Annotated in this window: 18 protein-coding genes; 5 read left to right on the forward strand and 13 right to left on the reverse strand. The window is 71.9% G+C overall.

Features of this window, described 5'->3' with window-relative positions; genetic code table 11:
• Positions 1-77 precede the first annotated feature (77 nt).
• On the reverse strand, positions 78-1,106 hold the full coding sequence (locus CU044_RS38145; RefSeq protein ID WP_345790173.1) for an FAD-binding oxidoreductase: 1,029 nt from the start codon (positions 1,104-1,106) through the stop codon (positions 78-80).
• Positions 1,107-1,401: 295 nt separating this feature from the next.
• Between CU044_RS38145 and CU044_RS38150 the strand changes: the two genes are divergently transcribed.
• Both CU044_RS38150 and CU044_RS38155 read left to right on the forward strand, forming a co-directional pair.
• Entirely contained in the window at positions 1,402-1,770 is a 369-nt protein-coding gene (locus CU044_RS38150; protein WP_129773650.1) for a VOC family protein, read from the forward strand.
• Positions 1,771-2,172: 402 nt separating this feature from the next.
• Positions 2,173-3,963 carry a VCBS repeat-containing protein gene (locus CU044_RS38155; protein ID WP_129773651.1) on the forward strand — a complete coding sequence of 597 codons (1,791 nt, stop codon included), beginning with the start codon at positions 2,173-2,175 and terminating at the stop codon, positions 3,961-3,963.
• 142 nt (positions 3,964-4,105) lie between these two features.
• Here CU044_RS38155 and CU044_RS38160 read toward each other — a convergent pair whose 3' ends face one another.
• A complete protein-coding gene (locus CU044_RS38160) occupies positions 4,106-5,314 on the reverse strand; it encodes an AI-2E family transporter (RefSeq protein ID WP_129773652.1) in 1,209 nt (402 codons plus the stop codon).
• 320 nt (positions 5,315-5,634) lie between these two features.
• Entirely contained in the window at positions 5,635-5,829 is a 195-nt protein-coding gene (locus CU044_RS38165; RefSeq protein ID WP_129773653.1) for a DUF3046 domain-containing protein, read from the reverse strand.
• Positions 5,830-5,909: 80 nt separating this feature from the next.
• On the opposite strand from CU044_RS38165, the gene CU044_RS38170 reads away from it, so the two are divergent.
• Positions 5,910-6,893 (forward strand): hypothetical protein, encoded by a 984-nt coding sequence (locus tag CU044_RS38170; protein ID WP_129773654.1) that lies wholly within the window; start codon positions 5,910-5,912, stop codon positions 6,891-6,893.
• A gap of 69 nt (positions 6,894-6,962) precedes the next feature.
• Here the strand turns inward: CU044_RS38170 and CU044_RS38175 are convergent, their stop codons facing one another.
• From CU044_RS38175 to CU044_RS38185, 3 genes are all read right to left on the reverse strand, one after another.
• Positions 6,963-7,271 carry an AzlD domain-containing protein gene (locus CU044_RS38175; protein ID WP_129773655.1) on the reverse strand — a complete coding sequence of 103 codons (309 nt, stop codon included), beginning with the start codon at positions 7,269-7,271 and terminating at the stop codon, positions 6,963-6,965.
• Positions 7,268-7,939, reverse strand: a complete 672-nt coding sequence (locus tag CU044_RS38180) for an AzlC family ABC transporter permease (RefSeq protein ID WP_129773683.1) — start codon at positions 7,937-7,939, stop codon at positions 7,268-7,270. The genes CU044_RS38175 and CU044_RS38180 overlap by 4 nt, the downstream gene beginning before the upstream one ends.
• Positions 7,940-8,136: 197 nt before the next feature.
• Positions 8,137-8,970, reverse strand: coding sequence for an AraC family transcriptional regulator (locus CU044_RS38185; protein ID WP_129773656.1), 834 nt, complete (start codon positions 8,968-8,970; stop codon positions 8,137-8,139).
• A gap of 81 nt (positions 8,971-9,051) precedes the next feature.
• On the opposite strand from CU044_RS38185, the gene CU044_RS38190 reads away from it, so the two are divergent.
• Together CU044_RS38190 and CU044_RS38195 are read left to right on the forward strand one after the other, a co-directional pair.
• The gene (locus CU044_RS38190; protein ID WP_129773657.1) at positions 9,052-13,698 is read left to right on the forward strand and encodes an ATP-dependent helicase; all 4,647 of its coding nucleotides are present in this window, start codon (positions 9,052-9,054) and stop codon (positions 13,696-13,698) included.
• A gap of 18 nt (positions 13,699-13,716) precedes the next feature.
• Complete coding sequence (locus CU044_RS38195; protein ID WP_129773658.1) at positions 13,717-14,475, forward strand: DNA-formamidopyrimidine glycosylase family protein; 759 nt, start codon at positions 13,717-13,719, stop codon at positions 14,473-14,475.
• 135 nt (positions 14,476-14,610) lie between these two features.
• Here CU044_RS38195 and CU044_RS38200 read toward each other — a convergent pair whose 3' ends face one another.
• The 7 genes from CU044_RS38200 to CU044_RS38230 form a co-directional block, all read right to left on the reverse strand.
• Positions 14,611-14,799, reverse strand: a complete 189-nt coding sequence (locus CU044_RS38200; RefSeq protein WP_129773659.1) for a hypothetical protein — start codon at positions 14,797-14,799, stop codon at positions 14,611-14,613.
• Between the two features lie 166 nt (positions 14,800-14,965).
• Complete coding sequence (locus CU044_RS38205) at positions 14,966-15,436, reverse strand: DNA starvation/stationary phase protection protein (RefSeq protein ID WP_129773660.1); 471 nt, start codon at positions 15,434-15,436, stop codon at positions 14,966-14,968.
• Between the two features lie 181 nt (positions 15,437-15,617).
• Positions 15,618-16,001, reverse strand: a complete 384-nt coding sequence (locus CU044_RS38210) for a helix-turn-helix transcriptional regulator (protein ID WP_030350081.1) — start codon at positions 15,999-16,001, stop codon at positions 15,618-15,620.
• 109 nt (positions 16,002-16,110) lie between these two features.
• On the reverse strand, positions 16,111-16,602 hold the full coding sequence (locus tag CU044_RS38215; RefSeq protein WP_193564176.1) for a nicotinamide-nucleotide amidohydrolase family protein: 492 nt from the start codon (positions 16,600-16,602) through the stop codon (positions 16,111-16,113).
• Between the two features lie 104 nt (positions 16,603-16,706).
• Complete coding sequence (gene pgsA, locus CU044_RS38220) at positions 16,707-17,399, reverse strand: CDP-diacylglycerol--glycerol-3-phosphate 3-phosphatidyltransferase (protein ID WP_129773661.1); 693 nt, start codon at positions 17,397-17,399, stop codon at positions 16,707-16,709.
• Complete coding sequence (gene rimO, locus CU044_RS38225; RefSeq protein ID WP_129773662.1) at positions 17,396-18,907, reverse strand: 30S ribosomal protein S12 methylthiotransferase RimO; 1,512 nt, start codon at positions 18,905-18,907, stop codon at positions 17,396-17,398. Before rimO ends, pgsA begins: the two co-directional genes overlap by 4 nt.
• A gap of 49 nt (positions 18,908-18,956) precedes the next feature.
• On the reverse strand, positions 18,957-19,730 hold the full coding sequence (locus tag CU044_RS38230; RefSeq protein WP_240046088.1) for a helix-turn-helix domain-containing protein: 774 nt from the start codon (positions 19,728-19,730) through the stop codon (positions 18,957-18,959).
• Positions 19,731-20,096: the final 366 nt, after the last annotated feature.

Consider the following 20,096-nt stretch of genomic DNA (forward strand, 5'->3'; position numbering starts at 1 on the left):
GAGTGCCTGGGTTTACCTGGCCGGAGCGGTCCTGCTCCGAGAGCAGCAGCGGGGCAGGCTGCAACGGGGCCGTGCCATCAGAAGCGATCCGGGCGGCAACCCGACAGAGCCGGCTCAACGGTTCCGTCGACCAACTCCCGCGCGACCAGGCGGCCCACGGCAGGGGCGAGCGTGACCGCCGAGTGCATCACCGCCAAGTAGAGGCCGGGGACCTCGGCGACCGGGCCGACGATCGGCTCACCGTCGGCCGGCATCGGACGCGCTCCGAGTCGGGTGCCGAGCAGCTCGACGCTCCCGGCGCCACGGAAAGTGGACCGGACGGCGGCAAGAGTCCGTTCGGGCGAGTCCGCGGCGGCGATCAGCCGGTCCGGGGCGACCTGCCGAAGATCGAAATCCTCGGTGTTGACCACGGTGCGGACCAGACCGGCCGGGGCGCGGAGCCGGAACAGTGGCGACGGCGACGGTTCGACCGGGACGTGCACGCCGAGCGAGGCGCCCAGCGCGGCCGTGGCGACTCCGGCCGCCAGCACCACCGTCGCACCGGAGAGGGGTCCCGCTGCCGTCTCGACCCCGGTAATCCGGCCCGCTGTATCCCGGCGGACCGCGGTGACCGGCGTGTCCAGATGTACCCGGGCTCCATGGGTGCGAGCGGCCGCGACCAGCCGCTCGGTCACACCCACCGAGTCAACAGCGCCGTCACCCGGTGCCCAGACAGCCCACTCCGGAGGCTGCCGGACGGTGGGTTCGAGCGTCGCCACGGTGGCCGCGTCCACGATCGTCTGACCGGGCCCGGCGTCCGGCGCACTGCCCTCCCTGGTCCAGCTCAGCGAGCCGGACCAGGTCACCGGGAGTCCCGGCAGCTCGGCCCCGAGTCGGTGGTACTCCGCCGTCGCGGTGGCCCGCAGCCCGGCGGCCGGACCTTTACGCACGCCAGACGCTCCGACCCAGGCGAACGAGTCCGCCGTCACGCCGGCGCCCGGCCGCCCGGCGTCGACCAACGTCACCGCGGCGCCCGCCCGGGCGGCGTGATACGCCACCGATGCGCCGACAATGCCGGCGCCGACGACGACCAAGTCCCCACTCACCGATGAGCTCAACACGTTCACGACCCTAGCGTCCGCCCGCGCGGCCTGGTGGGCCGACGCCCACCGGCCGACGACTGCCCAGGCCGTCGGCGCTCGTGAAGGCCCCCCGCAGTGAAGGCCCCCCGCAGGTAAGCGTCGTTGGCCGCGCCCCGTCCGCCGGCTCAAGAGCTCAGCTCCGCCAACCAGCGGGCCCATCCGCCGATTGAAGCGCTCGGTCACACAAGTGCCCGGCTCCGTCAGGATGCCGAGACGCCGGAGCGAGTGGCCGCCTCTAGGGTGTGGCTCGCGAAAGTCCACCGATCGGCCCGGAGGTGCCATGTCCCCGCAGATGGCGTTGCGCGCGATAACGCTCGACTGCTCCGATCCGCCGGCTCTTGCGGCGTTCTATCAGCGGGCCACCGGCCTCGAACCACATCCGGGTTCAGACGCCGACTTCGCCGGTCTCACCTGTGAGAACGGGCTCTTCATCGGTTTTCAACGGGTCGACGACTACCGGGCTCCCCGCTGGCCCGATCAGACGGTTCCTCAGCAGATTCACCTCGACTTCGCGGTCGATGACCTGGCCGAGGCCGAGGCCCGGCTGCTGGAACTGGGCGCGGGCAAGCCGGATCACCAGCCGAACGAGGACAGGTGGCGAGTCCTCACCGATCCGGCCGGGCATCCCTTCTGCCTGGTCAGAAGCTGATTGCTCTTGCTCGTTCCGCCGGCAGGAGATCCGCGTCGAGCCCGGCGGCAACTACCGGGGAAGGATGCCAGGTCACCGTGCCGCTTCAAGCGCGTCGAGTCGACGGGGCCGGCGCCGCCGAGGCGGCGGGCGTTAACAAAAAATCCACCGGGACTTCACAACTGACTTGCCGACAGAACCCATGGCCGGATACACCTACCTCACGACCTGGGGAGGGCGTCATCGCTGTGGGGGGCAGTTCCATCACCGTGGGGGCAGTTCCCGTCGTGCCATGGGCCGACGGGACTCCGACGACGATTCCAGTGGTGCGGCACCACCTGACGCCCCGCGACCCGCGCACCGCCGTACCCGGCGTGTGCCGCCGCTGATCCCCGGGCTCCCGTACACCTCACTGGAGGCAGCATGTCCATCCACGCAAGACCCGGGGCCGAGTGGCCCCGCAGGATCGCCCGCTCGGCCGTGCTCGGCTGCGCAGGGCTGCTGGTGAGCGGTTCGCTGATGGTCACCACGGCCTCGGCGGCCGATGCGCCGGGCACCGGACCGCACGGCGCCGTCACCCTTCCTGTTCCGCCGTCCACCCGGCCCACCTTCAGCGTCCCGGGCCGCGACGCCGCGAACGCCGCCAAGGGCCAGGACCGCCGCCTCGCCACCGGCCGGGCCGCGGCGGACACCCCCGCGCAGCGCGGCGACATGGACGGCGACGGCTTCGGCGACCTGATGTACCGCACGGACTACGGCGAGGTCTGGGCCGACTGGGGCACCGACGGCGCGGCCGTGATCTCCGCGGACGACTCCCAGGTCAAGGACCTGCTGCTGCCCGGCGACCTCACCGGCGACGGCAAGGCCGACCTGCTCACCGTGACGCCCACCGGATCCCTGCGGCTGCACAGCGGGGCGAACGCCACCCTCTACGGCGGCATGACCGCGTACACCACGCTCAGCACCGGCTGGCAGGCGTACGACAAGCTGGTCGTCCCCGGCGATCTGACCGGTGACGGCACGCCGGACCTGCTGGCCCGCAAGTCGTCGGGGCTGTTCCTCTTCCCGGGCACCGGCAAGGGCTTCAAGGCCGGGATCCAGGTGGGCGGCGCCGGCTGGAGCCAGTTCGACCAGCTGGTCGGCGTGGACGACGTCGACGGCGACGGCCTGGCCGATCTCCTCGCGCGCAACGCCACCGGGCTGTACGTCTACCCCGGCAACGGCAGCTCCACCGGCTACCCGTTCAAGGACCGGATCCAGATCGGCGGCGCCGGCTGGAACCAGTACAACCAGCTGGTCGGCGGCACGGACTACACCGGCAACGGCACTCCTGACCTGGTGACCCGCGCGTACGACGGCACCCTCTACCTCTACGAGGGCAACGGCGCCGGCGCGTTCGCCGCCCGGGAGCAGGTCGGCACGGGCTGGGGACTGGTGACGCAGTACGCGGGCGCGGGCAACCGGCCTCACTTCGGCAAGGCCGGCGTCTTCGCCCGGACCTCCGGCGGCACGCTCTACTACTACGGCACCACCGGCACCGGCCGCCTCACCGCGAAGTACCTGATCGGCGAGGGCTGGGACCGCTCGCTGGTACGGCTGACCCACGCGGTGTCACTGCGCGCGAACGGCAGCTCGGACCTGATCGAGCACAGCACGTACGACGGCCATCTGTACAACGCCGGTGCCTACGCCTCGTCCGACCCCGAGATCGCGGGCGGCTCCACGTCGTACAACCTGGTCATCGGCCCCGGGGATCTCGACGGCGACGGCAAGAGCGATCTGCTGGCCCGCAGCTCCACCGCCCTCTACTTCTACGCGGGCAGCGGTACGGGCATGTCGGTGAAGGGCCGCGTCCAGATCGGTGGCAGCGGCTGGTCGCAGTTCAACAAGATCGTCGGCGCGGGTGACCTCACCGGCGACGGCCGCGCCGATCTCCTCGCGCGCAGCTCCAGCGGCCTGTACCTGTACGCGGGTACCGGCAAGGCGAGTTCGCCGTTCGGCGCGAAGGCGACGGTCGGCGGTGCGGGCTGGAGCCAGTACAAGAACATCGCGGCCCCCGGTGACCTCAACGGCGACGGCGTCGCCGACCTGCTGGCCTCGAACTCGGCGGGCGAGCTGTACTTCTACGCCGGCACCGGCAAGGCGTCCGCGCCCCTGAAGGCCCGGGTGAAGATCGGCAGCGGCGGCTGGAACCAGTACGCCGACCTGCTCTGAGCACCCGAGCCCCCGGACGCCGCGAACCCTCCGGCCGCTAGGCCGTGACCGTAAAGTCTCGCTGCCCCGGCCGGTGCACCGCACCGGCCGGGGCACCGGCGGGAACGGTCCACCCTCCACGGCGGACGGCCGCCCGGCCCTCCTACGGCCGCGGCCGCTGCTCGTCGTCCGTTCCCGTCTCCCCGTCGGCACGCGTGCCCGTGTCCGTGCCCGTGCGTATGTCCGCGCCCGTTCGCGTGTCCGCGTCCGTATGCAGTACGCGGCGTATCTGGCGCAGGAGCGGCACGCTGTCGCGCGTTCTGCGGCCGTGCACGCGCGGATCGTCCATCACGTCGTACCGCTTCACATACGCCCCGAGGAACGCCTGGAGCGTGGCGACCGCCGGGATCGCGATCAGGGCGCCGACCGCACCCAGCAGCGCCGTACCCGCGACGACCGACCCGAAGGCCACGGCCGGGTGGATGTCGACGGTCCTGGCGGTCAGTTTGGGCTGGAGCATGTAGTTCTCGAACTGCTGGTAGAACACCACGAATCCGAGCACCCAGAGCGCGTACCAGGGGTCCACGGTGAAGGCGATCAGCATCGGCAGGGCGCCCGCAAGATAGGTGCCGATCGTCGGGATGAACTGGGAGACGAGCCCCACCCAGATCGCCAGCGCCGGTGCGTACGGCACCCGCAGGATCTCCAGCAGTACGTAATGCGCGGCACCGGAGATGAGGGCCATCAGCCCGCGTGAGTAGAGATAGCCGCCGGTCTTGACGACGGCTATCTCCCAGGCGCGCAGGACTTCGGACTGACGGGCCGGCGGGAGTACGGAGCAGAGCGCGCGCCGCAGCCGGGGCCCGTCGGCCGCGAAGTAGAACGAGAACAGGAAGATCGTCAGCAGCCGGAACAGGCCGCCCAGCACGGTGGTGGAGATGTCGAGGACACCCGTCGCGCTGTTCTGCACATAGCGCTGGAGCCAGTCGGAGTGCAGCAGGCTGTCCTGGACGGCGACCCGGGACAGCTCCGTGCGGAAGGTGTCGTTGGTCCAGTTGATCACCGAGTCGAGGTACTGGGGGAACGACTCGACCATTTCGATGATCTGGCTCGCCAGCATGGAGCCGAGCATCACCACAAAGCCGGCACTGACGATCAGGACCGCGAAGAAGACCAGGAAAGTGGCGAGTCCACGCCGCATTCCCCGGTCTGCCATCCGGCTCACGGCGGGCTCGACCGCCAGTGCCAGGAAGAACGCGATCAGCATATTGATCAGCAGCCCGATGAGCTGGTGGAACGCCCAGCTGCCGAGCTGGAAGCAGGCGATGAGCGCCAGGGCGAGGACCATGGCGCGCGGCAGCCAGCGGGGCATCTGACGCCGCCGGTCGTCCCTGTCCGCGGCGGATGCCGACGCGCCCGCGGGGCTCGTGGAGGAGTCCGCGGGAGCCGTCAGTGGAGAAGCCGCGGAAGGAACCGCAGAAGGCGCGGCAGCGGACGCCTCGGGAGGCGTGTCCGGTGCGGGATCCGGCGGAGGGATCGGCGGTGGGAGGTCCGGTGCGGAGTTGTCGGTCGGTGCCACTGAGCAAGTGTCGCCTACCGCGGTGACAACCGGACCCACGGTCGGACGAAATCACATCGCCCCCGCCGGCTCCGTGCCACCCCGCCCCCGGGGACTGTCTCCGCCCGGGCGCGTCAGCGCTTCTCGGGCGGAATCCCCATGGCGACGCAGACCCCGCGCCAGACGTCCTTCGCCTCCCAGCCGGCTTCCAGCGCCTCGCGCACCGTACGACCGCCCAGTTCCGCCATCACATGATCACGGGCGAAGGAGTCGGCGTAGGCCGCCCCGAAGTGGTCCGCCATGCGCTCCCAGAAAATCGTCAACCGCATGCCACCAGTATCGCGCCCCTGAGAGTGCAGCCCTGCCGTCCCCCCGTGCCGGGAACCGTTTCCGCCCTACGGTTCGGAACATGGCCGGCACCGCAGCATCCTCCGAGTCCTCCGCGTCTCCCTCGTCGCCCGTCTCCCGGGCCGAGCACTTCGTCTGGCTCACCGCCCGGGTGCTCGAACAGCGGCGGTTCGCCTATCACTTCCTGGACGGAGGGACCGGCCGAGGCGACGGCGCCGAGGCCGTCGAGACGGCCCTCACCGCGTATCGCGGGGAGGACGGCGGATACGGTCACGGGCTCGAACCCGATCTGCGCGGTCCCGTGAGCCAGCCGTTGCACACGGCGCACGCGCTGCGCGTGCTCGACTCCATCGGCCGCTGCGAAGGACTGCGGATCGAGCGGATCTGCCGCTATCTCACGGCGGTGTCCACGGCCGAGGGAGCCCTGCCCGCCGTCCATCCCTCCCAGCGCGGCTATCCCTACGCGCCCTTCCTCACGGTCGTCGGCGATCCGCCCGGTGAACTCCTGGCGACGGGCCCGGTGGTCGGGCTGCTGCACCGCAACGAGGTCTGGCACGCCTGGCTCTTCCGCGCCACCGACTTCTGCTGGGCGGCCGTCGAGGGGCTGGAGGATTCGCATCCGTACGAGATCGAAGCGGCGGTTGCCTTCCTGGACGGTGTCCCCGACCGGCCACGGGCCGAGGCCGCGGCGGACCGCCTCGGGCGGCTCGTACGGGCGCGCGGGCTGGCGGTGCTCGATCCGGCGCGCCCGGCGGAGTACCCCGTACCACCGGGGTACGCGCCGGACGGGCGCCACCTCCCGCACCGCCTCCCGCGCCGCTTCCCGCACGACTACGCGCGCGTGCCCGAGTCGCTGGCCCGCGCGTGGTTCACGGACGAGGAGATGGAACGGTCGCTCGACCACCTGGCCGGCCTTCAGCGGGAGGACGGCGGCTGGCCGACCGGCCGACGCGAATGGGCACCGGGTTCGGCGCCGGAGTCACGGCCGATCGTGACCATCGAGGCGCTGCGGACACTGCGCGCGCACGGCCGCGCCATCGGCTGACGCCGTCAGGACCTGACACGTTTCAGCCGGAAAGCCGGAAGAGCCCTGGCCGCCGAGCCTCCGCCCCCCTCAGCCGCCGAGTGCCCGCACCCCCGCCGTGACGACCACCGCCGCGGCGACGACCACCAGGAACGGGGCGCGCAGCACCAGCGCGAGAGCCGCCGCGGCGACCCCCGCGCCCCGGGCGTCCAGCACGAGTGCGCCGTTCGCGCTGAAGGTCTGCTGAGCGGTCAGCGCGGCGAGCAGGGCCACGGGCAGCAGGGCCGACAACCGCTGGACGAGAGGGCGCTCCAGCGCGCCCGCCGGCACGAGCAGGCCCAGGAGTTTGACGAGGTAGCAGCCGACGGCGGTCGCGCCGATCGCGATCCAGATGGTCAACGGTCCGTTCCCTTCCGACGGGCGCCGAGCCTTCGGCCTTCGAGCCAGAGGACGGCGGGTGCGGCCAGCGCCGCGACGAGCACCGGGACACCGGCGGGCAGCACGGGCAGGAAGCCGAGCCCCAGGACGACGGCGATCCCCGCGACCGCCCGCTCGGTGGCCGTACGGAGCATCGGCGCGAGCAGGGCGAGGAAGACGGCGGGTCCTGCCGCGTCGAGTCCCCAGGCGTCGGTGTCGCCGAGCGCTTCGGCGCCCAGCGCCCCGCCCAGGGTGGTGAGGTTCCACAGGACATAGAGCGTGAGCCCGGTGACGGTGAAGCCGATGCGGGCGCTGCGCCGGGTGGGCTGGGCGAGCGCGACGGCGGTGGTCTCGTCGATCACCCACTGGGCGGCGAACGGGCGCACCGGCCCCGGCAGCCTCAGCAACTGAGAGAGCCTGAGTCCGTAGAAGGCGTTGCGTACGCCGAGGAAGAACGCGCCCGCGGCGGCGGTGAGCGGATTGCCGCCCGCCGCGAGAGCGCCGACCAGCGCGAACTGGGAGGCGCCGGTGAAGACCAGCAGGCTGAGCGCGCAGGTCTGGAGGACGGTGAGCCCCGCGCCCGCCGAGGTGACGCCGAAGGCGAAGCCGGAGAGCCCGACGGCGATGCCGACGCCCAGGGCGTCGCGCACGACGGCCGAGTCGGACTTGGGTTCGGGAGCGGGAGCGGGGTCGGGGGCGGAGGGCTCCTGGGCGCTCCGGGAGGGACCGTACGCCGGTATGTCCGCGGACGCGGACGCTGTCTGTTCTGGCACGTCAGGGACGTTACGCGGGGCGTGCGGGCCGGGTCTTGTACGTTCTTGCGCCCCGCGCCCCGCCCAGAGCCCGCTCAACCCTCCGCGGCGGCCGTCCGCTCCCTGCGGTACGCGCCGGGCGGCACCCCGACCATCCGGGTGAAATGGCGGTTCAGGTGAGGCTGGTCGGTGAACCCGACGGCCACGGCCGCCTCGGCCGGTGTCGTACCGCCGTCCAGCAGTCGCCGGGCCCGGCGCACCCGCGCGTCCGTCAGCCAGCTGTGCGGCGGCAGCCCGTAGGTGTTCCTGAAGGCCCGCAGCAGCGCGAAGGGGCTGGTGCCGAGATCCGCCGCGAGCCGTTCCAGGGACGGCGGGTCCGCCATCCGCTCCTCCAGCACGGCACGCGCGTGTGCCGCGAGCCGCGCCCCGGCGCCCCGCACCCGGCGCTGCCGCAGCGGCCCGCCGTTCAACCGCAGCAGCCGCGTCACCGCGCCCCTCAGCAGGGTGTCGGCGGCGAGCGCGTTGCCCTCGTCGGCGGCGCGCAGCACCTGGTGGACGAGGCGCGTGGTGTACGGATCGTCCACGACGGGGGCGACGAAGCCGGGGGTGCCGCGGATCGTGGTGGTCTCCGCCGCGATGGAGGCGATGACGTCGACGGCCGGGTAGACGGCCCCGTACCGCCAGCCCTCGGGGCCCTGGGCGTGGCCGGTGTGCGGGGTCTCGGGGTTGATCAGCGCGAGCGAGCCGGGGCCGGCGTACTGATCGCCGCCTCCGTGGTGGAAGACCTCGACCCCGTCCGTGATCGCGGCGATGACGAAGCTCTCGTGGGTGTGCCGCAGAAACGTCTTGTCTATGTAGCGCGCCCGCAGCAGATCGACGTCCGGCAGCTCGGAATAGCGCCAGTGCCGTGCCTGCTCCCGCGGTGCCATGGTTCCATTCTGCGCCGCCGGTCCCCCGGGCGTTTGCCCAGGTCCGGGCGATTGTCAGTGGCGGGGTGCACGATGGGGGGCATGGCACGCTCCGCGCTCGACTCCTTCTCCCCCGCGACCCGCGGCTGGTTCACGGGGGCTTTCTCCGCGCCCACCGCGGCGCAGGAGGGGGCCTGGCGTGCCATCCAGGAGGGCTCGGACGTGCTGGTCGTGGCCCCGACCGGCTCGGGCAAGACGCTGGCCGCCTTTCTCGCCGCCCTGGACCAGTTGGCTTCGCAGCCGCCGCCCGCCGAGGCCCGGAAGCGCTGCCGGGTGCTGTACGTATCACCGCTCAAGGCGCTCGCCGTCGACGTGGAGCGCAATCTGCGCAGCCCGCTCACGGGAATCCGGCAGGAGTCCGTGCGGCGCGGGCTGCCGGAGCCGGAGGTCCGGGTCGGGATCCGCTCCGGTGACACCCCGGCCGCCGAGCGCCGTTCGATCGCCACGAAGCCGCCGGACATCCTGATCACCACCCCCGAGTCGCTCTTCCTGATGCTCACGTCCTCGGCCCGGGACGCGCTCGCCGGGATCGAGACGGTGATCCTGGACGAGGTGCACGCCGTCGCCGGGACGAAGCGGGGCGCCCATCTCGCCCTGTCCCTGGAGCGGCTCGACGAGCTGCTGCCGCGCCCCGCCCGCCGTATCGGTCTGTCGGCGACGGTGCGTCCGGTGGAGGAGGTCGCGCGCTATCTGTCGCCGCAGCGCCGGGTGGAGATCGTCCAGCCGCGCTCCGGCAAGGAGTTCGATCTCTCCGTGGTCGTGCCGGTCGAGGATCTGGGCGAATTGGGCGGCTCCCCGGCCTCGGACACGGACGGCGGGGAGAAGCCGTCGATCTGGCCGCATGTGGAGGAGCGGATCGCCGATCTCGTCCAGGCGCACCGCTCCACGATCGTCTTCGCCAATTCCCGCCGCCTGGCGGAGCGGTTGTGCAACCGGCTGAACGAGATCGCGTACGAACGGGCCACGGGCACGGTTCCTGACGGGCCCGGCTCCGCCCCGGCGATGCCCGAGGACCACTCCCCGGCCGAGCTGATGGGGCAGTCGGGCGCGGCCAGGGGAGCGCCCGCCCTGCTGGCCCGCGCGCACCACGGCTCGGTGTCCAAGGAGCAGCGCGCCCAGGTCGAGGAGGACCTCAAGGCGGGCCGGCTGCCCGCCGTCGTGGCCACCTCCAGTCTGGAGCTGGGCATCGACATGGGCGCGGTGGATCTGGTGATCCAGGTCGAGTCGCCGCCTTCCGTCGCCTCGGGCCTCCAGCGGGTCGGCCGCGCGGGACACCAGGTGGGCGCGGTCTCCACGGGCGTCGTCTTTCCCAAGTACCGCGGCGATCTCATCCAGGCCGCCGTGGTCACCGAGCGGATGCGCACCGGCGCCATCGAGGCCCTGCGCATCCCCGCGAATCCCCTCGACGTGCTGGCCCAGCAGCTGGTCGCCATGGTCGCGCTGGACACCAGACAGGCCGACGATCTGCTCGCCCTGACCCGCCGCGCCGCGCCGTTCGCGTCGCTGCCCGAATCGGCGTTCACCGCGGTGCTGGACATGCTCGCCGGGCGCTATCCCTCCGACGCGTTCGCGGAGCTGCGTCCGCGCGTGGTGTGGGACCGCGTGACCGGTACGGTCACGGGCCGGCCGGGCGCGCAGCGGCTCGCCGTCACCTCCGGGGGCACGATCCCCGACCGGGGGCTCTTCGGTGTCTTCCTCGCCGGAGCCGACCCGAAGAAGGGCGGCGGCAGGGTCGGGGAGCTGGACGAGGAGATGGTGTACGAGTCCCGGGTGGGCGATGTCTTCACCCTGGGCACGACCTCCTGGCGCATCGAGGACATCACCCGTGACCGGGTCCTGGTCACCCCGGCTCCCGGCACCCCTGGGCGGCTGCCGTTCTGGAAGGGCGACCAGCTGGGCCGTCCGCTGGAGCTGGGCCGCGCGGTGGGCGCGTTCCTGCGCGAGGTGGGCGCCCTCTCGGAGGAGGACGCCCGGCTGCGGCTGCTGACCGCGGGGCTCGACGCCTGGGCCGCCGGCAATGTGCTGTCGTATCTGGACGAGCAGCGCCGCGCCTGCGGACATGTCCCCGACGACCGGACGATCCTCGTCGAGCGGTTCCGTGACGAGCTGGGCGACTGGCGCGTGGTGATCCACTCCCCGTTCGGCGCCCAGGTGCACGCGCCGTGGGCGCTGGCCCTCGGCGCCCGCCTCTCCGAGCGGTACGGCATGGACGCGCAGGTCATGCACGCCGACGACGGCATCGTGCTGCGGCTCCCCGACGCCGATCTGATGGGCCTGGACCTCCTCGATGACGAGCCGGACCGTCTCAGCACGGCTTTCGACAGCGAACAGGCGCCCGTCGGAGCCGCGGATGTCGCCTTCGACGGCGGCGAGATCCGCGGGATCGTCACCGACCAGGTGGGCGGCTCCGCGCTGTTCGCCTCCCGGTTCCGGGAGTGCGCCGCGCGGGCACTGCTGCTCCCCCGCCGGAGCCCGGGTAAACGCACCCCGCTGTGGCAGCAGCGCCAGCGCGCCTCCCAGCTCCTCCAGGTGGCGAGCGAGTTCGGCTCGTTCCCGATCGTGCTGGAGGCGGTCCGGGAGTGCCTCCAGGATGTCTTCGACGTCCCGGGTCTCACGGAACTCATGGGGGACATCGAGTCCCGGCGGGTCCGGCTGATCGAGGTCACCACCCCCGAGCCCTCCCCCTTCGCCCGGTCGCTGCTCTTCGGCTATGTCGCGCAGTTCCTGTACGAGGGCGACTCCCCCCTCGCGGAGCGGCGGGCCGCCGCGCTGTCCCTCGACTCCCGGCTGCTGGCCGAGCTGCTGGGCCAGGCCGAGCTGCGGGAGCTGCTCGACCCGGAGGTCCTCACCGAGCTGGAACGGGAGCTCCAGTGGCTCACCGAGGACCGCCGCGTCAAGGACCTGGAAGGCGTCGCCGATCTGCTGCGGGTCCTCGGCCCGCTCACGGACGCGGAGTTGGCCGAGCGCGGCGCGCGGCCGTCCTGGGCGGAGGATCTCGCCGCCGCCCGCCGCGCCATCCGGGTCAGGATCGGCGGAGCCGACCACTGGGCGGCGATCGAGGACGCGGGGAGGCTGCGGGACGCCCTCGGCACGGCGCTGCCGGTCGGTGTCCCCGAGGCGTTCACGGAGCCGGTGAAGGACCCCCTGGGTGATCTCCTCGCCCGTTTCGCCCGGACGCACGGCCCGTTCACCTCGAACGCGGCGGCCGAGCGCTTCGGCCTCGGACCGGCCGTCACTGACGGCGCGCTCCAGCGTCTCGCCGCGAGCTCCCGGGTCGTACAGGGCGAGTTCCATCCGTCCGGCATCGGCCAGGAGTGGTGCGACGCCACGGTCCTGCGCCGGCTGCGCCGCCGCTCGCTGGCGGCGCTGCGCCAGGAGCTGGAGCCGGTGGCACCGGCCGCGCTCGCGGCCTTCCTGCCGCAGTGGCAGCATCTGAACGGCAACAGCCTGCGCGGTATCGACGGGCTCGCCCGTGCCGTGGAGCAGGTGCAGGGCGCTCCCGTTCCCGCGTCGGCGCTGGAGAAGCTGATCCTGCCGTCCCGGGTCTCCGGCTACACGCCCGCGCTCCTGGACGAAATGACCACCACGGGCGAGGTCCTGTGGGCCGGAGCGGGCGCCCTGCCCGGCAAGGACGGCTGGGTCTCGCTCTATCTCGCCGACGCCGCACCGCTGTTGCTCCCGGCTCCGCACCCCCTGGAGCTGACCGCCCTCCACGAATCGGTGCTGGCCACGCTCTCGGGCGGCTATGGACTGTTCTTCCGGCAGATCACCGATCAGGTCCGGGCCACCACGCACCCGGACGCGACCGATCCTCAACTGGCCGACGCCGTATGGGATCTGGCCTGGTCGGGCCGGCTCACCAACGACACCCTGGCGCCGCTGCGCTCACTGCTCGGCTCGGGCCGTACCGCGGGCTCCACGGCGCACCGCGCCCGGCGCCCGGTGCCCCGGGGGCGGTACGGCACGCTCACGGCCGCGGCCCGCCCCGCCTCCCGTACGGGCCCGCCGACCGTCAGTGGCCGCTGGTCGCTGCTGCCCGCCCAGGAGCCCGAGCCCACGCATCGCGCGCACGCGCTGGCCCGTACGCTCCTCGACCGCCATGGGGTGGTGACCCGGGGCGCGGTCGCGGCCGAGGGGGTCGCGGGCGGCTTCTCGGCGGTGTACCGCGTCCTGTCCGCCTTCGAGGACAGCGGCCAGGCCCGCCGCGGCTATGTCGTGGAGGGCCTGGGCGCGGCCCAGTTCGCGATGGACGGCGCCGTCGACCGGCTGCGCGCGGCGGCGACGGCCCGTGACCGCGCCGACGCGCACCCCTCGCCCCGCGCCGTGGTGCTGGCCGCCGCCGACCCCGCCAACGCCTATGGGGCCGCGCTTCCCTGGCCGGATCCCCCGGACGGCGCCGGCCACAAACCGGGCCGTAAGGCCGGTTCTCTCGTCGTTCTCGTCGACGGCGAGCTGACCCTCTACATGGAGCGCGGCGGCAAGACACTGCTGGCCTGGCCCACCGACCCGGAAGACCCCTCGCTCCGGGCCGCCGCGGAGGCCCTGGCGAGCGCGGCCCGCGCGGGAGCGCTCGGTACGGTCACGGTGGAGCGTACGAACGGTTCCCCCGCCCTGACGTCCCCCCTCGGGCGCGCCCTGGAGTCCGCGGGCTTCCATGCCACCCCCCGGGGCCTGCGCCTTCGGGCCTGAGCGTGCGAGCCTGAAGCCATGCCCGAGGGAGACACCGTCTGGCAGGCCGCCCGGCGCCTGCACACCGCGCTCGCGGGGCACCGGCTGATCCGCTCGGACCTGCGGGTGCCCCGGTTCGCGACGGCCGATCTCACCGGCCGGACCGTCCTCGATGTCACCCCGCGCGGCAAGCATCTGCTCACCCGTATCGAGGGCGGCCTCACCCTCCACTCGCATCTGCGCATGGACGGCTCCTGGAAGGTCTACGCCCCGGGTGAGCGCTGGAGCGGCGGCGCGGCGCACCAGATCCGGGCCGTCCTCGGCACCACCGACCGTACGGCCGTGGGCTATCGCCTCCCCGTGCTCGAACTGCTGCGTACCAGCGACGAGGAGCGGGTGGTGGGGCATCTCGGCCCCGATCTGCTCGGTCCGGACTGGGACCCCGCCACGGCCCTGCGCAATCTGCTGTCCGACCCCGGGCGCCCGGTCGGGGAGGCGCTGCTCGATCAGCGCAACCTCGCCGGAGTCGGCAATATCTTCAAGTCCGAGACCTGCTTCCTCGTTCGCGCGAACCCGTGGCTCCCGGTCGGCGAACTCCCTTCGCCCGAGCGACTGGTGACCGCGGCGAAGAAGCTACTCGAAGCGAACCGGAACCGTCCGGGCGGCTCCCGTCGGCTGTATGTCTACGGCCGTGCGGACCGCCCCTGCCCCCGCTGCGGCACCTCGATCCGTACGGCCGAGCAGGACGGCCGGCCCACGTACTGGTGCCCGCTCTGCCAGCCGGACCCGGCCAGTTGACGCACGCACAGACGCCCGGACCCGGCCAGTTGACGCACGCACAGACACACTGAGGCACAGCTGGACGCACAAGGTGACGCGGTTGACGCGCGAGTTGATGCCCGCAGGCCCGTCGCCATGTCAGCCGACGACGCGTCACAACCGGGGACGGCGCTGTCGCGCCGAGGCGACATGCACCGGCAGCAGGCTCAGCCCCCAGCCGCCCGCCGCCACCACGCCCTCCACCAGTCCGGCGTTCTCGGGCACCAGCACGATGCGCAGGACGGCCCACCACCACACCCCGCCCAGAGCGAGCGCGGGAAGAAGGATCCACCGCCTGGCCATGGCTCCCTCCTCCGGCCGACCCTAGTAAGGAACGATCAGCCGCCGGGAGAGCGCATCGGATGCACTCCCCGGCGTGCGCATACGGCACCGGTCGCGCCCCTGCCGCAGCGACACCGCGGCAGGGGCGCGGCCGGCCCCTCGCCCTTCGACCGGGGCTCCGGCCCGGTCAGGCGCTCTCCGCCTGGAACATCCAGGCGTGCTTCTCAAGGTCGGCGGTCACCTGGATCAGTATGTCCTGCGTCACAGGGTCCGGTTTGTCCGTCACCTCGACGCGCTCGCGCATCCGCTCGATGACCGCGCCGAGCGCGTCCACCAGGGTCCGTATCGCGTCCACGTCCGTGATCCAGCCGTTGGGCACCGTACGGATCGCGCTCGTGGCCGCCACCGTCGCGGCCCGCCCATCCGGTGTCACCCCGAGCGCGGAGGCCCGCTCGGCAACGGTGTCCGAGTGCTTCCGGGCCGTGGAGACGACCTCGTCGAGCTGCAGGTGTACGGAGCGGAAGCGCGGCCCGACGATGTTCCAGTGGACCTGCTTGGCGACGAGCGAAAGATCCACCAGGTCCACGAGGGCCCCTTGCAGCGCCTCGCCGACCAGCTTCAGGTCTTCCTCGGGCAGGGGACTCTTCACGACAGACATGCATGTCCTCCCATTCCGCTCACGGTTCTCGTTCACAGTTCGGTGCGCACGCACTTTCCACCATGACACAACCGCCACAAAACGGGCATGCCGGAAAGACAGAAGCCCCGGCCGCGGCATCGCTGCCGACCGGGGCTCAGGTCAAAGCTTCCACGCTTGATCAGATCCTTGATCAGATCGATCAGGCGGCGACGACGTCCACCGCCTCCGCAGGCGCCTTGATTGTCACCCGTTCCGTCGGCACTCCAGCCACCGACGTCACAGAGACGGAATTGAGCATTGGACGTACTGCCGCGGGCACCGGCTCGTTCGCCGCCGCCGACGCGGCCAGCTCGGCCAACGACAGCTCGTCGCTCACTTCACGCATGAGCTCTGACATCCGTACGTCAAGCGCGTCGCAGATCGCCGAGAGCAGCTCGGAGGAAGCCTCCTTCTGCCCCCGTTCCACCTCGGAGAGATAACCGAGCGAGACCCGGGCGGACGAGGAGACTTCGCGCAGAGTACGGCCCTGGCGCTGGCGCTGCCGACGCAGCACGTCACCAAGCAGGCGACGGAGCAGAATCATCGGTGGCTCCCTCCTCGGACCGCGTAGCCGCATCCTTCACGCCCCACCGTACCGCCTCGCGCTGCGGCCGTGCGGGGAGCGATGTCGTGTTCACTCAGGGCTGCAAACATCAAGTCCCCCCGTTCTGTTCCGTATCCTGTGTCCGCCCGTTCCCGGAGAGTTCGCTGAGGAGCAGTCCGAGCACGCTCCGTACACTCTCTTTACGGATGTCCGCCCGGCCGCCGTTCAACCGCGGAGCGGCCACTTTCCCCACGCCTTCCGGTCCCACCACCGCCACGTAGACGGTGCCGACGGGCTGCCCGTCCTGCGGATCCGGCCCCGCGACCCCGGTGGTCGCCACTCCCCAGCCCGCCCCGAGCGCGCGGCGCACGCCTGCCGCCATCTGGAGCGCGACCTCGGGGTCCACGGCACCGCGCTCCTCCAGAAGGGTCGCGTCGACGCCCAGAACATCCCGTTTGAGGTCCGTCGCGTAGGCCGTGACGGACCCGCGGAAGGTCCGGGAGGCACCGGGGACCGCCGTCAGCTCTGCGGCCACCAGACCGCCGGTGAGGGATTCCGCGACAGCCAGCGTCCCGCCGCGCTCCGCCAGGATCTCCAGCACCCGCGCCGCCCGGTCGGCCGCCGAGCGCACATAAGCGCCGCCGTCCGCCACCGCCGAGGCACCGGACACCGCCCCGGCTCCCGCCGCCGCGGCCTCCGCGGCACTCACCGCGCGGACTCCGCCGCCGCGCGCTCCGCCGCGAGCCCCTGGCGCCGCAGGACGACCGCCTGCCGTACGTAGTCCAGTCCTGTGAGCACGGTCAGCGCGACGGCCACGGCCATCACCCAGAACCGCAGCGTGGCCAGCGGCCCGGTCAGCGCGAGCACGTACATGCCCACGGCCACACCCTGCGCCAGCGTCTTCATCTTCCCGCCGCGGCTGGCCGGAATGACCCCGTGCCTGATCACCCAGAACCGCATCAGCGTGATTCCCAGTTCACGGAAAAGGATGACGCCCGTCACCCACCACGGCAGATCGCCGAGCGCGGAAAGGCAGATCAGCGCCGCCCCCATGATCGCCTTGTCCGCTATCGGATCGGCGATCTTCCCGAAGTCGGTGACCAGGTTGTACGCCCGCGCCAGATGCCCGTCGAAGACGTCCGTGATCATGGCGACGGCGAAGGCGGCCCAGGCCCAGGCGCGCCAGGCGGGGTCGAAACCGCCGTCCTGCAGCAACAGCAGTACGAAGGCCGGGACGAGCACCAGCCGCATCATGGTGAGGATGTTGGCGATGTTCCACAGACTGGCCTGATTGACCGCGGCGGCCCCCAGCTTGCCGCCGGGTACCTGCTTCGAGCCGTTCCCACCGGACACCGGTGTCGCGCCGCCGCCCGCCGCGGACGCCGGGACTCCGGTCATCTGGCAGCCTCCTCGCCCGGGATCCCGGAGCCGTCCCCCGGAAGATCGTGATAGTCGGCCACCAGATCCACACCCTCGGTGCCGACCACCTTGGCCTCGACCATGAGGCCGGGGCGCAGGCCCTCGCGGGAAGTGAAGATCACCTGGCCGTCCGTCTCGGGCGCCTGGTGCGCCGCACGGCCGACCGCCGCCTCCCCGCCCTCCGGGTCGATCGATTCGACGAGCACTTCCAGGCTCTCGCCGAGCCGCTCGTCGGCCCGCTGGGAGGTCAGTTCCTCGGCCAGCCGGGAAAGGTGGTCCAGCCGCTCCGCGATGACGTCGCCGTCCAGCTTGTCGGCGTACGTCGCGGCCTCCGTGCCGTCCTCGTCGGAGTAGCCGAAGACGCCGATGGCGTCGAGCCGCGCGCCGGTCAGGAAGCGCTCCAGCTCGGCGAAGTCCGCCTCGCTCTCCCCGGGGAAGCCCACGATGAAGTTGGAGCGCACACCGGCCTGCGGCGCCTTGCCCCGGATGGTCTCCAGCAGCTCCAGGAAGCGGTCGGTGTCCCCGAAGCGGCGCATCGCCCGCAGCACACCAGGGGCGGAGTGCTGGAAGGACAGATCGAAGTACGGCGCCACCTTGGGCGTCGAGGTCAGGACGTCGATCAGCCCCGGCCGCATCTCGGCGGGCTGGAGGTAGCTGACCCGCACCCGCTCGATCCCGTCGACGGCCGCCAGCTCCGGCAGCAGCGTCTCCAGCAGCCGGATGTCGCCGAGGTCCTTGCCGTACGAGGTGTTGTTCTCGGAGACGAGCATGACCTCCTTGACGCCCTGCTCGGCCAGCCAGCGCGTCTCGCCCAGCACATCGGAGGGGCGCCGGGAGATGAAGGAGCCGCGGAACGAGGGAATGGCGCAGAAGGAGCAGCGCCGGTCGCAGCCGGAGGCGAGCTTCACGGAGGCGACGGGGCTGCGGTCGAGCCGCCGCCGCAGGGGCGCGCGCGGCCCGGAGGCCGGAGCGACCCCTTCGGGCAGGTCCTCGGGGCCCGGCGTCAGCTCGGCCGGGGACTGCGCGTGGCCGGGCAGCGCCACCTCGGCGCCCTGGCGCTCGACCGGGCTGAGCGGCAGCAGCTTGCGCCGGTCGCGGGGCGTGTGCGAGGCGTGGATGCCGCCGTTGAGGATGGTCTGCAGCCGGTCGGAGATATCGGCGTAGTCGTCGAATCCGAGCACGCCGTCGGCCTCGGGGAGGGCCTCCGCCAGCTCCTTCCCGTACCGCTCGGCCATGCAGCCGACGGCGACGACGGCCTGGGTTCTGCCCTGATCCTTGAGATCGTTGGCTTCCAGCAGGGCGTCGACGGAATCCTTCTTCGCGGCTTCGACGAATCCGCAGGTGTTGACGACGGCGACATCCGCCCCCGAGGCGTCCTCGACGAGCTCCCAGCCATCCGCTGCCAAGCGGCCTGCGAGCTCCTCCGAGTCCACCTCGTTACGGGCGCAGCCAAGAGTGACAAGGGCGACGGTACGGCGTTCGGGCATGGGCTCAAGACTACTTTGTCCTGGCCCCGCCCCCGCCGTGCAGGGTTGCTCAGCCGGCCTCGGGGTCGCCCTGGGTGTACGAGAGTCGCTCAACCTGGCCCGGCTCGAACTCGTCCTCGACCTTCTTGCCGTTCACGAAGAGCTCGATCGCGCCCGCGTTTCCGAGGATCAGATCGATCTGCTCGTCGTCCTGGAAGGTCTTGGAATCGCCCTTTTTCAGCGTTCCGTCGAACAGCAGCTTGCCGTTGGACGATTTGGCGGAGATCCAGCTCTTGTCCTCTATGGCCGACAGCTTCACCGTGACCTTGTCGAGCGGGGCGGCGGCGATGGCGCTGTCGGAGGGGTCGGGCTTGGGGTCGGCCGACTTCGTGGGGCTCGGCTTGGCGTTCTTCGCGGGCTTCGTCCCCTCGGCGACCTGCTTGGTCTTCGGGTCGTCGTCCCCGCCGCCGAACGCGGTGAAGCCGACGAAGCCGACGACGGCCACGATCGCCGCGACCATGGCCGCGGTCCAGTTGGGCCGGGGGCGCTCCGGCCGGATCCGCTCGGCTTCGAACATCGGCGCCGCCGGCGTGGGCACCGGCCGCCCGCCGTGCTCGGAGTCGAACTGCTCGATCAGCGGCGCGGGATCGAGCCCGACCGCGCGAGCGATCATCCGGATGTGCCCGCGGGCGTAGACATCGCCGCCGCAGCGCGAGAAGTCGTCCTCCTCGATCGCGTGCACGATGGGGATGCGCACCCGGGTGGAGCCGCTGACCTCGTCGACCGTCAGATCGGCGGCGATACGGGCTCGCAGCAGCACCTGGCCGATCGGAAGCCGTTCCACCGCAGGGGAGTTGGCGTCGGAGTCGGCGCCGTCGGAGAGGTTTTCCTCGGCGCGGTCGGCGACTTGGTCGTCGGGAACGTTGCCGTCCGAGGGGTCTGGGGAGTCTGGGGACTTGCCGTCGGGGGATTTGCCGATGGACACGGGGGCGCCTTTCGAGCGTGTAGCCACCTGCTGGACGTTCAGTCTATGGGTGGTACGAAAGGGTGGGGCAACCGGGCGGAAGCATTTTGTACGCCATCAGAATGGCCGGACGGCGTGGTGGAGGAGCATGACGCTTCTCCTCTCTCCAACTTGACGTATGCGCACGGGAAACGGTTGCCCTCGATATGCCTCGGGGTTCCGTTTCTCTGCGACGGAAACCCCTCT

Source organism: Streptomyces sp. L-9-10 (genome assembly GCF_004151105.1).
Classification (GTDB): domain Bacteria; phylum Actinomycetota; class Actinomycetes; order Streptomycetales; family Streptomycetaceae; genus Streptomyces.